The organism is Achromobacter sp. LC458 (genome assembly GCF_001005835.2).
GTDB classification, from domain to species: domain Bacteria; phylum Pseudomonadota; class Gammaproteobacteria; order Burkholderiales; family Burkholderiaceae_B; genus Achromobacter; species Achromobacter spanius_B.
Genome location: NZ_LBHW02000009.1, coordinates 105,467 through 122,302 on the forward strand (window position 1 = coordinate 105,467; position 16,836 = coordinate 122,302).

Sequence of the window (16,836 nt, forward strand, 5' to 3'; positions counted from 1 at the left end):
TGTCGAATCAAAGAGTGCGGGATTGCGCGTCGTTGTCGCGACGCTCGTCGTCGGAAGACGGGCTGCCTTCGGCGACGGGTTGTTGCGGATTGCCGGCCGGCGTTTGCAGGACCGAGGTCTGGCCGTTCGGAACGTTCAGCATGGCGTTGTCGCCGGAAGGCAGTTGCCAGTTGAAGGTGGCCGAGGCCACTTTCAGCACCTGCGGATCGGCGTAGGCGCCCAACGGGTCCGGGCCGAAACTATCAGACGGGACCGTACCACGGAACAAAGATGAGGCGGTAGGCGTGGTCGGGATGACCGGCTGCGGCGCGGTGATGGCGGACAGGCGGTCGATAACGCCCGTCGGACCCCACGTGGTGCCGTTCAGGTAGTACGGCGAGCCCACCAGCGAGCTCTTGATGGAAGCGGCCGCCACGGCGCCCGTCTTGCCACCCACCGTGCCCCACACGTCGGCCGAACCGGCGGTCGGAACGGTCAACGAGGCCACGTTCAGCTTGTGGCTGAGATCGGCATCGTTCAGGCCGATGCGCAGCGCGCCCAACGGGCCGGCGGCCAGCGTCAACGCCGTTTGCGGGCCCACCAGGCCAACGGCGGTGATGTCGCCGTTGGTGCTGATGGTGGCATTCGCGCCTTGCAGCGTGGCGGGTGCGCCCAGGTTGATGGGGCCTTGGGTCACCAGCAGTTGCGCGGGCAGCGTCAGCCCGGCGCCGCCGGTTTGCGTGAAGCCCGTGGCGGCTTTCACCGTCGAGCCGGCGGCGAACGTCGTCGTGCCGGTCGGGTCGGTGTTGGTGATGCGGATCGGACCCGTGTCGGCGGTGACGTCCTTGCCGAACGCGACCTTGCCGCCCTTGATGTCGATGCCGTCAGGACCCGAGGCGCGCACGTTGCCGTTGTAGCTGGCGGACTTGGCTTCCAGCTGCTGCACGCGGTAGGCGCTGACGTCGCCGTTGAACACGATGGTGTCCACGGCGCGCAGCGTCAGCGAGCCCAGGCCGGTGGCGTCGCCCGCCACCAGCACGTTCTTGCCCGCGTTGATGGCCAGGTTGTTGCCGTTGCCGTCCAGCTTGCTGCCCAGCACGACCGAACCCGTGGTGCTGGTCAGGTCGCGGTCGCCGGTCAACGTCACCGCGCCGGTGTAGACCTGGTCGCCGGTCGTGACGACCTTGCCCGGGCCCATCGTGGTGGTGCCTTCGATCGCCAGGCCGCGCAGCGGCGTTGTCGCGCCGATGTCGCCCTGGATGTCGGCGTTGCCGGCAATGATCAGCCCTTGCTGGCCCGACTCGGTGCCGTCCACGCCGGCCTTCAGTTGCACGTTGGTGCCGGTCAGCGTGGTGTCCACGCCGGACAGGATCACGTGCTGGCCATACTGCTGCGAACCCGTGGTGTCGACCGAACCGCCGTTGATCAGCAGGTCGCCGTTGCCGCTGGTTTGCAGCGACGCGGTGCGGACCGGGCCGTCCAGAACGGTGTCGCCCGACGCATTGATCGTCAGGTTGCCCAGGCGCGAACCTTGGCCGACCGGGCCGGCAAACTCGACGTTGCCCTTGTCCGCCGACACAGTCATGTCGTGCCCGCCGTCAACGGCGTCGTTGAAGCGAATGTCGCCGTCGCGGCTGGCCACGGTGACGTCGCCGCCCAGCGTGACCGCGCCTTGGTACGACTGGTCGCCCGTGGTCGCGATGCTGCCTTGGCCCAGCGTGGACTTGCCGTTCACCGTCAGGCCGGCCAGCGCATTCTGTGCACCGATCGGACCCTTCAGCACGGCGTCGCCGTCAATGGTCAGCTCATGCGAGCCGTCGGCGCCGCCCAACAGGCCCACCGTGCTGCCCTTCAGGACGGTGTCACCGCCCAGCACCACGCGTTCGCCGTAGGACTGCGCACCGGTCGTGTCGACCAGCCCGCCGTTGATGCCAATCGTGCCGCCCACGTCCGACGTGACCGACGCCGCGTACACCGCGCCGTTCAGCGCGGTCGCACCCTGGCTGGCGATGGTGATGTCACCCAGTCGCCCACCCGCGTCGTCGCCCACGGCGTCCGTAAACGTGACACTGCCCGCACCGGCCGACAGCGCCAGATCGTGCCCGTCGCCCTGGCTGCTGGCGACCTTGTCGTTGAACGTGATGCTGCCGCCTTGGGTCATCAACGCCACGTCGCCGTCTAGCGTGACCTCGCCGTTGTACGACTGCTTGCCGCTCGTGCCGATGCTGCCGTCCAGGCTGGACGTGCCGTTCACCGTCAGGCTCGCCAGCGCGTCCTGCGCACCGAACGCGCCCTTGAACACGGCGTCGCCGTCGATGGTCAGGTCGTGCGGGCCGTCAGCGCCACCTAGCAAGCTGGCGGTGCTGCCCTTCAATACGGTGTCCGCGCCAAGGACGGCAAGCTCGCCGTACGACTGCGTGCCGGTCGTGTCGACCAGCCCGCCGTTGATGGCCAGCGTGCCGCCAACGTCCGACGTGATGGACGCCGCGTACACCGCGCCGTCCAGCTTGGTGGCGCCGTTGCTATCGATGGTGATGTCGCCCAGGCGGCCGTCGGCGTTGTCGCCCACCGTGCCCGAGAAGGTGACATCGCCGGTGCCGGTTGCCAGCGACAGGCCGTGGCCGTCCTGAGCCGAGCTGACCAGCGTGCCGCCGAAGGTGATATTGCCGTTGGTACTGCGGCTGTCCAGATTGTCGGTCAGCGTGACGGTGCCGGCGTACGCCTGCGCGCCCACGGTGTTGATCGTGCCGCCGCCCAGTTCCGCGTCGCCGGTGATGGTCAGCGAGGCAAGGCGCGCATCGTTGCCGCCACCCAGTGCGCCGTCGATCACGGCGTTGCCGTCGATGGTCAAGGCTTGGCTTTCGTCAACCGAATCCGCGCCTTGCGCCAGCGTGACGGTGCTGCCCTTCAGTACGGTGTCGGCACCCAGCACGGCCAGTTCGCCGTAGGACTGCGTGCCGCTCGTGTCGACCAAGCCGCCGTTGATGGCCAGCGTACCGCCGGCATCGGTGGTGACCGATGCGGCATACACCTTGCCGTCCAACTGCGTGGCGCCGCTGCTATTGACGTTCAGCGCGCCCAGGCGGGCGCCTGCGTCATCGCCGACCTTGCCCGACAGGGTGACGTTGCCCAGCCCCGCGTTGATCGTCAGGCCGTTGCCGTCGCCGTCCGTGCTGGCGACGCTGCCGCCGAAGCTGACGTTGCCGCCAGCCCTACCGCTGGTGTTGATCACCAGTTGGTCGGATAGCGTGACGTCGCCCTCGTAAGCCTGTGCGCCTACAGTGCTGATCGTGCCGGCGCCCAGCGTGGCGTCGCCGTTGATGGTCAACGACGCCAGGCGTGCATTCTCGCCCACCGCGCCGTTGACGATGGCCTTGCCGGTGATGGCCAAGGCTTGGGTTTCGTCCACCGAATCCGCGCCCTGCGCCAGCGTGACGGTGCTGCCCTTGAGCACGGTGTCCGCGCCCAGCACGGCCAGTTCGCCGTAGGACTGCGCACCAGTCGTGTCGACCATGGCACCGTTGATGGCCAGCGTGCCGCCTGCGTCGGTGGTGATCGACGCCGCGTACACCGCGCCGCCCAGCGTGGTGACGCCGTTGCTGTTGACGACCACGTCGCCAAGGCGCGCATCGGCGCTGTCGCCCAGGGCGCCCACGAAGTTGACGTTGCCGTTGCCGGCGCCGATCGTCAGAGTGTTGGCTTCGCCGGTAGCGCTGGCCACGGCGGCGCCGAACGTGACGTTGCCATTGTCGCTATGGATGTCCAGGCCATCGGCCAGCGTCACCTTGCCTTGGTAGGACTGTGCGCCGAGAGTGTTGATGCTGCCGCCGTTCAGGTCCGCCGTGCCGGAGATCGTCAGCGAGGCCAGGCGGGCGTTATCGCCCACCGCGCCGTTGATCGCGGCGTTGCCCGTGATGGTCAAGCCTTGGCTTTCGTCGGTGGAATCCGCGCCTTGGCTCAGCGTAACGGTGCTGCCCTTGAGCACGGTATTCGCGCCCAATACGGCCAGTTCGCCATAAGACTGCGTGCCGGTCGTGTCGACCAGGCCGCCGTTCAGACCCAGCGTGCCGGCGGCATCAGTCGTGACAGATGCCGCGTACACCGCATTGTCCAGCGTGGTGGCACCGCTGCTGTTGACGGCTAGCGCGCCCAGGCGGCCCGTCGTGCTGTCGCCAACCGTACCCAGGAAGCGGACGTCGCCGCTGCCGCTGTTCACGATCAGGTCGTTGCTGTCGGGGCCCGCGCTTGCCACGGCACCGGTGAAGGTCACGTTGGCATTGTCGGCGTTCAGCTGGACGCCCTTGGTCAACAGAACGTCGCCTTGATAGGCTTGTGCGCCCACGGTGTTGATCGCACCGCCCAACTGCGCGTCGCCGTCGATCGTCAGGCTGGCCAGGCGGCCGTTCGTGCCCGCGCCAACTGCACCGTTGATCACCGCATCGCCCTGGATGGTCAGGGCCTGCGTCTCGTCCGTCGAATTCGCGCCTTGGGCCAGCGTGACGCTGCCGCCCTTCAACACCGTATCCGCGCCCAGTGAGACCCGTTCGCGGAAGGTTTGCGTGCCCGTCGTGTCGACCAGGCCGCCGTTGATCGCGACCGTGCCGGGGGCGTCCGTCTGCGCGGACGCGGCGTATACCGCGCCGTTGAACGTGGTCGCGCCGGCGGTGTTGGCCGTCAGGTTGCCCAGGCGTTGTCCCGCGCTGCCCACGGCGTTAAAGCTGATGTCGCCCGCCGCTGTCGAGTTGATCACGACGTTGCGGCCGCCGATCAGCGCGCCGTCGAACGTGACGTTGCCGGTGGTGGTGGACAGCGACTGGTCGCTGCCCAGCGTGACGTCGTTCTGGTAGTGCTGGCTGCCGGTGGTGGCGATGCTGCCGGTGGTCAGCGTGGCGGGGCCGTTGACGGTCAGGCTGGCCAGCTTGGTGTTGGCGCCGATTGCGCCGGCCAGCGTGGCCGGGCCGTCGACGGTCAGCGCGTACGCGCCGTCTACGCCATCGGCCAGCGTGACGCCGCTGCCGCTCAACGTCGTGTCGGCGCCCAGCACCACAGCGGCGCTGTAGGACTGCATGCCGGTCGTTGTGACGCTGCCGCCGTTAAGCGCAGTGACGCCGGTGCCGACCTGGTTCAGCGATGCGGTGTTGACCGCGCCGCCGTAGGTGGTGGCGCCGGCCGTCAGAACGGTCAGCGCGTTCGCGCCCGAGACGTCGCCCGTGAACGTAACCGCGCCGTTGCCCGTGTACACGTTGACGCCGCCAGCCAACACGGTGTCGCCATCGACGCCGAAAGCGCCGTTGCCGGTGGTGTACAGGCCGCGCAGCGTGGTGTCGCCGTTGTACTGCTGGGCGCCGTTGGTCGCGACGTTTTGCAGGCTGATGTTGGCGCCGTCGATGCTCAGGCCGGCCAGGTTGATGGCGTTGCCGCCCAGCGTGACGTTGCCGTCGTTGGCGACGATCACCGCTTGCTGGTTGCCACCGTTCAGCGCGCCCGAGATGTTGACATTGCCGCCGTCGCCGTTGGCGGTCAGCGTGCGCTTGCCGCCCGTCAGCGTCGCGTTGCCCGAGATGTCGATGGACGCGCCGGTCAGGTCGCCGCCAAGCGTGACGCTACCGTTGTAGGTTTGCGCGCCGGCGGTGTCGACGGCTGCCGTGCCGATCTGCGCGGCGATCACCGTCAGGTTGTTGACCTGGTTGTTGGTGATGGCGTGGTTGATGCCGACGTTGCCCGAGGACGACCCCAGCAACACGTCGCCGTGATTGCCGGCGGTCAGGCCAACGCTGCTGATCAGGTCGCCGTCGGCGGCGATCTGGATGCTGCCGTCCGCCGTCGCAATGTTGCCCAGCGTCAGCGGGCCGGTGGCCTCGACGACGATGTCGCCGGCGCCCAGCACGTTGGCCTTCAGATAGCGCGCCGACGTGGTGAAGGCGGCGTTGCCGTCACCGATGCCGTTCTTGCTGGTCAGGTCCAGGCTGTTGGTCGTGACATCGCTGCCCAGGGCCACCAACGAGCCTTCGGCGGCGGCCAGCACGACCGTGCCGTTCGCAGCGCCGGCGTTGATGGTGCCGACCACCACGTCGCCATGCTGCGAGCTCAGGTCGATGCCGCGGTTGTTGCCGGCGGCCGTGGCCGACACGTCCAGCGTGCCGGTGGCGTTGGCGGTGATGTTGCCGTTGGCGGTGGACAACGAGGCGGTCAGTGCGCCGGTATTGTTCAGCGTCAGGTTGGCCGGCGTGGTGACGCCGGTCAGGTTGACGTTGGCGTTGGCCACCTCTGTGGTCAACGCCGTGTTGCCGCCCGCCGCGCCGCTGGTGACGTTCAGCGTATCGCCGCGCGCAATGATGTTGCGCGGCGTGGCGCCCGCCGCCACCACGTCTTGCAGGCCCACCAGGGTGATGGTGTCGTTGGCCTGCACGCCCGTGCCGGCCACGGTCAGCGTGCCGTTCGAGGACAGCAGCAGGTTGTCGGCGGTATTGGACAGGCCCGAACGCGCGTCCAGGTCGCCCGACGAACGGAGGTAGACCGAGCTGTTGTCGCCCGTTTGCGTCACGTCGCCGGTCAGCGTCAGGGCGCGCGTGCCCACGTTGTTCAGCGCGATGACCGCGCCATCGGCACCCGTGGTCAGGTCGCCCAGCGACGCAACGTTGGTGCGCAGGGCGATGCCGCCCAGGCCGGTTGCCAGGTTACCCACCGTGCCGATGCTGCCGCCCGCCGTGGCCGTCAGGCTGTTGCCGAAGACCAGGTTGCCGGGAATCGCGCCCAGGATGGATCCGGCCGCCTTCAGCGTGACGTCGCCCAAGGTCAGGGCGTCGATCGTGTTGATCGACAGGTCGCCGTTTGACGTCGCAATCGAGATGTCGTTGGTCGCCGAGTTGGTCTTGGTGCTGGCGCTGTTCACCAGCGTGGGGCCGGCGGTGGTGATGCCGATGGCGCCGTTCTGCGTAGCGATGGCGTTCAGCGTGGTGCCGGCCGCGCGGTTGTCGTCCAGGAAGATCGAGCCGTTGCCGGTAACTTCCGCGTTGATGAAGGCGGCGGTCGTCTGCACGTTGTCGGCCGAGCCTTCGGCGCCGCCGATGCCCGCGCCGGCCTTCAGCGTGACCGAGTTGCCGATGATGCGCGTGGATTCCTCGCGGTCGTCAACGATGGTGCTGCCGGTCTTGCTGTAGTCGATGTTGACCGTGCCCGTGCCCGCGTCGATGTTGCCCGCCACCAGTTGGCTGTTGGTGCCGTTGCCCACGATCTTGATCGTGCCGCTGCCGTTGCTGGCGACGGCGTTGGCGATTTGCAGGTTGCCGGCCGCCGCGATGTCGATGATGCCGCCCGACAGGTACGAGTACACGGCGTTGTTGTCCGCCGCCAGATACATGCCGCCCAGCGTGGTCGCTTCGACGCGCTGGCCGCTGGCGTTGATGCGGCCGTTGGCGGTGTCGACGCCGATGCCGCTGCGCGCGTTCAACGCGACGCCGTACGCCTTGATGTTGGCGCCGCCCACGTCGGCCAGGATGGCGCCGTTCTCGGCGTTCAGCGTGACCTGGCCTTGGGTGGCGCCGGCCTGCACGTTCTTGACGAAGATGCTGCCCGCCGTCGCCTTCACCGAAATGCCGTTGCCGGCTGCGTCCGTGCCCGACGTCATGCTGGTCAGGAACAGGCTGCCCGACGACGTGATGCGCGTTTCGCCGTTGGCCACCGAGGTGCTCAGGCCGCCTTGCATGCTGCCGACGCTGTCCAGGTACAGCGAACCGGCGCCGGTGACGCTGGCGGACACGGCGTTGTTCAAGGCCGCGATCTTGATCGCGGCGTCGGTGGTGCCGATGCCGTTCTTGGCGGTCAGCGTGATGGCGCCGGTGCCCGAGCCGGAGATGGCGCCGCCGCCGTCCAGGATGCTGCCGTTCTGCGCATTCAGCGTCAGCGTCTTATTGCTGCCGTAGCGAACAGAGCCGACCAGGATGTCGCCCGTGGTCGTCGTGACGGACAGGTCTTCGCCTGCGTTGAGGTTGCCCAGGTTGATCGAGCCCGCCTGGTTCAACCAGATGCCGCCCGAGGCCGTGGCCGCGATGTTCTTGACCTGCGTGTTCAGGGCGCGGGTGGACGAGCCAATCGCGTTGGGCGTGTCGCCCGACCCGGTGGACAACGTCAGGTTGCCCGCCGTGATCTTCGACGTGCCGGTCATGCCCTGGATGGAGCCGCCGGTGTAGTAGTAGGGGTTGGTCGACAGGTTGACCGAGCCATTGGCCGTGACGTCGATGTCGTTCAGCGTGATCGAGCCGATAGCCTGGTACGTGAAGTTCAGGCCGGTGGTGTCACGAACGATGGTCAGCGCGGTGTTGTTGCTGGTGTCGGCCCCGCTGAACGTCAGGTTCTGCGCGTCGATGGTCAGGAACCCGTAGCTGCCGTACTGGTTGCCCTGCGCGTTGTTGCGGTTGATGGTCAGGTCGCTCAGGTCGGCCAGGTTGTCGACGTAGATGCTGCCCGGGGTATTCAGCGTCAGCGATGGCGTGTCCAGATGGATGCGATTGGCGTTGCCCGAGCCAATGCTGCGCGACGAGCCGTAGTCGGCCGTCAGCGTGACGCTGTTGCCGGTGATGCGGTTGCTGTTGTTTGCGCCGACGATGTTGCCCGTGCTGGTCGACAACGCGACCGCGCCATTGCTGGTGCTGATGGTGCCCACCACCAGGTCGCGGCCGCCGCGGGCGGTATCGGCGGTCAGCGTGATGTTGCCGTCGCCGGTGACCGAGGCGGCCTGCAAGCCATAGGTTTCGATCAGCGCGATGCTGCCGTCCGCCGTGGCCGTCTGGTTGGCGCTAAGGTTGACGATCGTCGTGCCGCCCGAGCTCAGGTTGGTGGTGCGGATGGCGCTCTTGTTGCCGATCGAACCATTGGCCGTCAGGGTGACGGTGGTGGCGTTGCTGATCGTGCCGCTCAGGATCGAGCCGCCCGAGTTGTTGACGGTGAAGCTGTTGCCGTTGGTGTTGACCGAGCCCAGCTCGATGTCGCCGACGGTGTTGCTGACCGAGCTGGCGCCGGTCGAGGTCAGGCTGGGCAGGCTGGTGTTGCCTTCCACCGTAATGAACGCCCCGCCGCCGACGGCGCGGCCGCTCAGCGTGCTGACGCGGGTGTCGATGGCGTTGCCGACGCCGCTTGCGCCGATGGCGGCGTTGGCGGTCAGGTTCAACGACGCGGCATCGATCTTGGTGTTGGCATCGCCATCGCCCAGCAGCGACGCGTTGCGCGAGGTCAGCGACACGTTGTCGTAGCCGACGTTGATGGTGCCCACGGTGACGTTGCGGTCGCTGCTGACGGTCAGGTTCAGGCCGCCCGCGTCCGTGATGTTGCCCAGCACCAGGCCGGCCGTGCTGCCGCTGCCGCCGTCGGTGGCGGTAAAGCCGATGTTGCCCTGGCCGTCGCGGGTCGGGGAATTGATGCTGTAGGAACGCGCGCCGTTGCCCGTCGAATACAGCGACAACGCATCGATGTGCTGGCTGGAATCGATATAGACGTCGCCGGCGTTCTGGATGTTCAGCAGCGGGGCCGACAGATTGATCTCGCGGCCCGTGCCGCCGATGGCGCCCGAGCCCTGCGTGGTCAGCGAAACCTGGGCGGCCGTGATGCGCTGGCTGTCATCAGCGCTGCCCAGGATGCTGTTGTTGCTGGACAGGCGTACGGTGCCGGTGGACTGCGTGTCGATGATGCCGATGTCCTGGCCAACGTTGCTGGACAGCATCAGGTTCAAGCCGGTGTTGTCGCGGACATTGTTGACTTGCAGGCGGCCGTCATGCACCACATCGAACAGCAATTCGTTCGACGTGACGTCGTAGGTCGAAGGCGCGACACCCGTTGCATACAACGACAGGCTGGCCAGGTCGACGTCGTTGTTCACGTAGACGTGGCTGCCGCTCGTCAGGTAGAGCTCGCTGGTGGTGGTGTTGATCTTGTCGGCCGGACCCGAGCCGATCTGGCCGGTGGCGAAGAGCGACACCGAATCGCCCGTCACGTGCGAGGCGGGCGACAGGTTGACCAGGTTGCTGCCCGCACCGTTGGCGGCCAGGCTGACGGCATGCGCGGGGCCGGTGTCGATGTTGCCGATGTACACCGTGCGGTCGCCGGAGAACGAGAAGTTCAGGCCGGTGGTGTCGCGCACGTCAAACAGGTTGTAGCCGCCGGTGTCCGTGACGTTGAACGTCAGGCCCTGCGCCGCGACCTGCACCACGTTGTCCGCCGACGGGTTGGCGTGATTGGCCGTGACGTTCAGGCTGAACAGGTTCGACGCGTTGTTCAGGTACAGATCCTTGCCGGTCTGCGTGGTCAGTTGCCGCGTGTCGGCCTGCACCGCATTGCCGGCGGCGCCGATGGACTGCGTGGCGGTCAACGTCAGCGAGGGGGCGACGAAGCTGCTGCCCGCGCCTTGAAGAATCGACCCGTTGGTGACGTTCACCTGCGCGGAGCTGGCGACGTTGTTGTTGCCCAGGGTCAGGGTCTTGTTATTCGAGATCCACAGGCTGCCGCGCAGGTTCGAGGACAGCTTGTCCACGCTGACGTACAGCGGCTGGTTGGTGTTGTACGTACCCGTGACCGAGCTGGCATTGAGCGTCAGCGCGCCTGTGGTGATGTTGGGGCTGCTGGCGCTGCTGCTGTTGCCGTAGATGTTGCTGTTGCTGCCCAGCGTGACCGAGCCGCCGGCGCCGGTGGCCACATTGTTGACGGTCAGCGCGCGGTCGGACGAGATCGACAGCGCCAGGTTGCCCGCGGTGGAAACGTTGCTAAGCGTCAGCCCCGAGGTGCCGGTCGAATCGCTCAGCGAGAACGTCAGGCCGGTGGCCGAGATGCTGTACGAATTGTTCTGCGAGCCGCTCGAGCTGGCGTGGTTCGCGGTCAGCGACAGCGACGTCAGCTGCTTGTCGTTGGAGACGGACACGTTGCCCGCCGACGCGATCGACAGATTGTTCGTGCTGGTCGAAGCGGCGACGCTGCCGTTCGTGCCCAGTGCGTTCAGGCTGACGTTGTTGCCGGTAATGACGCCCGAGCCGCGGCTGATGGTCGGCAGGAACGACGTGTTGGCGTAGCGCGAGGTCAGCGTCACGGAACCCGCGGCGCCGGTATTGATCGTGCCGGTGGCAATGGCGGAATCGGCGTTGACGGCCAGTGCGGCGCCGTTCATGTCTGCCGCGATCGTCAGGCTGGTGCCACCCGCGATCGACAGCGTCTGGCCGCCCAGCCCGCCGAAGGCATAGGCGTTGGTGTCGAAGTTGGTGGTGCTGCCCGCATCGCGGCGGCTCAGGTTCAGGTCGATGCTGCTTAACGCCTGGCCACCGTTGTTCAGGAAGATGTCGCCGTTGTTGGTAATTGCCAGGTTGGCGGTCGTGGTGCGCAGCGCGCGGCCGGCGGCGCCGATGGCCCCGGTGTTTGCATCGCGCGCGGTGTAGCTGTCGCTGCCGGTGGCCGACAGCTTGACCGTGCCCGCCGTGATGCGGCCGGAGCCGGCATCACTGGTGATGCTGGAATTGACGCCGCCATAGGCCGTGGTCAGGCTGACCAGGTTGCTGGCGGTAATGGCGCCCACCTGGATGTTCTTGCGGCCGCTGAAGCTGAAGTCCGTCAGCCCGCCCGTGATCTGTTCCAGGTACTGCGTGGCGCCGTCGTCGGTGATGCGGATGGTCTGGCCCGCGCCGCCGCCGATGGCGATGGTGCTGGTGGCGCCGGACGCGCGCTGGCTGTTGATCGCCAGGCTGCGCAGCACGGTGTCGCTGGCGACAAAGAAGTCGATGCCCGCCGACAGGCTCAACGCGGACGTGCCGGACAGGGCCAGCGTGCCGCCCGTGGCCGACGAGCCGATCGAGCTGCTGGCGCCCGCCGTCAACGCGACATTCGCCGCGCGGATCGTGCCGGGGTTGGCCAGGTCGTCGTTGGCGATGTTGCCGCCCGCGATCAGGCTGACCTTGCCGCCCGCGCCGGCATCGATGTTGCCAACCCACAGGTTCTTGCCGTTGGCCGAGAACCCGAAATCCAGGTCGGAGGAACTGGCGATGTCCTTCAGGTGGATGCCGTTGGCGTCGTCCGTCAGCGTGAAGGCCGACAGGTTCGGTGCGGTGATCGCGTACGAGCCATAGACGTAGCCATTGCGCGTGACGGCCAGGCGCGTCAGCCCGGTCTCGTTGTTGACGGTGATGTCGCCACCGCTGGTCAGGCTGACGTCCGGCGCCTGCAAGGTCAGCGCGGCGCCGGCCGCGCCCAGCGATCCGGCGGCCGACAGCGCGATGCTGCTGGCCTGGATCTTCGTGGCGGCGTCGCCATCGTCAAGAATGGAACCCGCGCTGTTGGCCAGCGACGCGGGGCCGGCGGCCTGCACGTTGCCGATCAGAGTCGTGCCGTTCCCTTGCGTGTAGCCAAGCTGCCCGCCTGCCGTTACCGAGGCCAGCTTGATGTTGCCGTAGGTGCCGTTCAGATAGAGGTCGCCGCCCGCGTTGGCCAGGACGTTGACCTGGCTGGGTCCGCCCACGCCCACATAGCGCACGCCGCCGCCGTAGTTGCCGCCGATGGAGCCGGTTGCGGTCAACGAGATATCGCCACCGCCCGCGTACACATTGCCCGAGCCGTTGCCCAGGATGGAGCCGTTGGCCGCGTTGATCGTGACGTCGCCGTTTGCGCTGCGCACCGTGCCGGACACCAGCAGGTCGCCCTGGCGCGCGTCGATCCGTACCGCGTCGGTGGCCGTGATGTTGTTCAGCGTGATGAGGCCGGTGGTGTTGCTCGAACCCGTGGGTTTGGGCAACTGGACGTAGAAGCCGCCATTGCCGGCCGAGCCGTACAGGCTGCTGGTCAGGATGTCCAGATAGCCGGTGCCGGTGGCGCCGATGGCGCGGCCGGCCGACAGGCTCACCAGATTGGCCAGCAGCTGGGTGTTCTTGTTGCCGTCGTCGGCAATGGAGCCCGTGGTGTTCAGCGTGATGGCGCCGCTGTAGCCGGCGTCGATGCTGCCCACCGTGATGTCGCGGTCGCTGGCGAAGTTGAAGGTCACCGAGTTGCTGTCGCGCACCTGGTGAATGGTGTGGCCGGTGGCATCGTCGGTGATGTTGAACAGCAGCGACGGGGCGCGCACGTCCAGCACGTAGTGATCGTCCGGCCCCTTGTGGCGAGCCGTCACCGTCAAGCTGTTCAGGTCGGCGATGTTGGTCGCGTAGAGGTTGCCGCGCGTGTCCAGCGACAGCAGCGGCGCGTTGACCGAGACGAAATCGGCGTTGGTGCCGATGTCCTGGGCGGCGGTCAGGCTGACCGAGCTGGCGGTGACGCGCGTGTCCGCGATGCCGTCATCCAGGATGCTGCCTTGGGTGGACGTCAGCGTGACGCCGCTGCCGGCGCGGATGTTGCCCAGCTTCAGGGTCTGGTCGCCGCTGAACACGAACTGGTTCAGCAACGAGCTATAGACCTGCTTCAATTCATACGCATTGCCCACCTCGTCGTTGACGTCGAACGCGAGGAAGGGCGCGGAGACTTGCAGGACGTTCTTGCGCAGCGGGTCGGCGTGCGTGTTGCTGACGGACAAGTAGGTCAGCGTCTTGCCCGGGTTGTCGACGTAGATGTCGCCGCCGCTGCCCAGCGTCAGGCTGGTCGAGGCCGTCTTGATGTGGTCGCCCGCCGTGCCGATGTGCTGCTGCGCTTGCAGGTTGATGGCGTTGCCCAGCAGTTCGCTGTTGGCATTGGCGCGCAGGATGTTGCCGCCCTGGGCGTTCAGCCACAGGGTGCCCAGGCCGGCGTCCACCTTGTTCGCGGTCAGGTCCGCCACGCCGATGACGGAAATGCCGTTGTAGGCTTTCAGATCATCCAGCAGCACCGAGCCCTGGGCCTGGTTGATGTAGATGCTGCCGCCCGTGGCGTGCAGTTCACCCGCCGCCGTGCGCAGGTAGGTACCCGTCGTGCCCACGGTGTAGCTGCTGTTCGACGCCGGCGCCAGCAGGGTGACGACGCTGCCGGTGATGAGCGATGCCGACGTGCCCGTGATGTTGCCGGCCCGCGCGGTCAGCGTGACGTTGCCCGAACCCGCGCTGACCTGGCCGGCGGAAATGCTGTTGCCCGTCAGGTTGACGGCGCCGCCGCCGGAACTGACGTTGTTGGCCAACACGCTGCCCGCGCCGGTGATCGCGATGGCGGCGTTGTCCGCCTGGGCCTGCGTGATGGTCAGGCTGGTGTTGCTGCTGTCCAGGTACACGCCGCCCGGACCCGCCGTGGCGGACACGTTGCCGGCGTTGGTCTTCAGGCTGCGCGACGCGGCGCCGATGGCGCCGTTCTGCGCCGACAAGGCCAGCGTGTTGGTCGAGATCGTGGTGGCGTCGTCGCCGTCGTCCACGATGTTGCCCAGGGTGGAGGCCAACGAGGTCGATGCGCCCGCCTTGATGGCGCCCACGGTCAGGTGGCCGCTGCTCCACACGGACAGCGGGCCGCTGGTTTCAACGGAACGCAGGTTCAGCGCGCCGGTGTTGTTCAGGTATACGCCGCCGACGCCGCTGGCGGCCGTCAGCGTGGCGGTCTGCGTGTTCAGGGCCTGGCCGGCGCTGCCGATGGCGCCGTTGTTGCCGTTGCTGCCGCTGGCCTTCAGCGCGATGCTGCCGGCGCTCATGCTGCCCGGGATGTTGCTGGCCAGGATGTCGCCGGCCGTGGACGTCAGCGCCAGCGTGCCGGAGCCCAACGAGACGGTGCCCACGCGGATCGTGCGGTCGCCGGTGAACGAGAAGCCCAGGCCGTCTTGCACGACCGAGTTCAGCTGATAGCCGCCGTTGTCTGCCAGCGAGAAATCCAGCCCGCCCGCCGAGGTGAGCTGGTACGTGTTGTTGACGCCCGGTTGCGCGTGGCGGCTGGTGATGTCCAGCGTGCTCAGTACCGAGCGGTTGGCCGCGAACAGGTTGCCGCCGGTGGCAAGCGCCAGGCGCGATGTCAGGGTGTTGACCGCGTTGCCGGCCTCACCGATGTTGCCGCCGCTGGCGTCCAGGGTGACGGTGTTGCCCGCCACCACCTGGTTGGCGCCGCCCACGTTGCGGATGCTGCCCGCGCTGGTGCGGACCAGCGCCGCGCCGCTGCCGGCGTCAATGACGTTGGCCAGGTTGATGTCGCCGGTGGCGTTCAGCGTGATCGCGCCGCCCCGGCTGGTCAGCTTGCCGATGTTGCTCAGCGTGCTGCCCACGCCCAGCGCTTCCAGCGTGATGGCGCCGCCCTGGGTGCTGATTTCGGTGTTCGAATTCTCGAAGCGGATGCCGCCCGTTTGCGTCGAACGCAGCGTGAAGCTGTTGCCCGAGGTCGTCTTCAGGTTGATCGCGGCCATGTCCGCAATCGTGATCTGCCCGGTGGCTTCCAGCTTGATGTTGGTGGTGCCGGCCAGGCTTTCCAACAGGCCGCGCGACACGGTGTTGTTGGCCGCGTTGGCGTCGCCGCTGTTGAGCATGCCGTCGCCCGCGCTGCCGTCCAGCGCGCCCGAGCCGCTGCCGGAATCGACGATGCGCAGGTCGGTCGGGTCGATCAGCAACAGGCCGGTCTTGCCCTTGGGCGCGCGCATGTCCACCGAGCCGGTCAGGCCGATGTTCTTCTTGCTGGAGACTTCGGCAAAGCCGCCGTCGCCGCCTTGCTCGCCGCCGCGTGCCGACAGGCTGCCGGCAAAGGCGGTGGCCTCGTTGGACCACATCGTGACGCTGCCGCCGTTGCCGTTGACGCGCGCATCGGCCTTCAGCGTGGCGCCCGCCGCCACCTTGACGGTGGACGACTTGCCGCTGAACGCGGCCGAGCCGTCGTCCGGGGTAACGCCCAGGCTGCCCAGGGCGATCTCGCCGCCGCCCGCCCCGCCGGACACGTCGATGGCGGCGCCGCGCGCCACGTCCACGTGTTCGCCGGTGACCACGACCTTGCCGCCTTGCTGGCCCGCGCCGGCGCCGGTGGCGTCGACCGTGCCCGCGATCTTGACGGTGCCGGCGTCGCCGCCGGACAGCACGATCTTGCCGTTCTGCGTGCCCACCGACTGGGCGCTGATGATGCCGTCGGTATTGACGACGTTGTCGATCACGCCCTTGACGGCGCGCGCCGTCATCAGCACCGTGCCGCCGTCCGCGCGGATGACGCCGGTATTGGTGACCAGTGCCGATACCGGCTTGCCGCTGGCGTCCTTGGGCAGTTCGCCCACGGTGGAGGTGGCGTCAAACGACAGGAGGCCGTCGCCCTGGAAGTCCACCGTGACGGTGTTCGCGCCCGCCAGCGCCACGCGGCCCAGCTTGGCCTGGATCACGCCCGAGTTGCTGACCGACGGCGCCACCAGCGCGGCCAGGCCGCTGTCCTTGATGGTGATCGTGCCTTCGTTGACGATCCGGGCATTGGCCTTGGTGGACGCCTGGTTGAACTTGTAGTTGCCGGCCAGGAAGTCCTTGTCGCTGATGTTTGCCGTGGTGGCGACCAGGCCGCCCACGTCGATGCGCGCGCCCTTGCCGAACACGACGCCGTTCGGGTTGACCAGCATCACGGTGCCGTTGGCGTTCAGCTTGCCGAAGATGGCCGACGGGTCGTTGCCGACCACTCGGTTCAGCGTGACGCTCTTGCCGCCGGGCTGGCGGAAGTTGACCGTTTCGTTGGCGCCGATGCTGAAGTCTTTCCAGTTGATGATCGCCTTGCCGCTGGACTGGTTGATGTCCAGCGTGCCGTTGCCGCGGTCATTGATGGTGGCGGCGCCGCCCACGACGTTGCCGCCGGTGGGGTTGGCGTGCGCGCCGCCGGAGGCGAGCGAGCCGATCAGCACGGCCAGCGTGCTGAGCGCGGGCAGGGCGGTGTCTTTCTTTATGCGCATGCGGCGAGCGGATTGGGAGAGGCTGCGGGATTTGCGATTCATGGTCGGTCTCT

General features: G+C 67.7%; 1 protein-coding gene. It reads right to left on the bottom strand.

Translation table 11 applies throughout. From position 1 onward, the window contains the following. Window positions 1-7 precede the first annotated feature (7 nt). The gene (locus YH64_RS10340) at window positions 8-16,825 is read right to left on the bottom strand and encodes a filamentous hemagglutinin N-terminal domain-containing protein (RefSeq protein ID WP_082134401.1); all 16,818 of its coding nucleotides are present in this window, start codon (window positions 16,823-16,825) and stop codon (window positions 8-10) included. Between the last annotated feature and the right edge of the window lie 11 nt (window positions 16,826-16,836).

Excerpts from the sequence above, each read along its gene's own strand:
- YH64_RS10340 (WP_082134401.1), bottom strand. The coding sequence starts at position 16,825 with ATGAATCGCAAATCCCGCAGCCTCTCCCAATCCGCTCGCCGCATGCGC.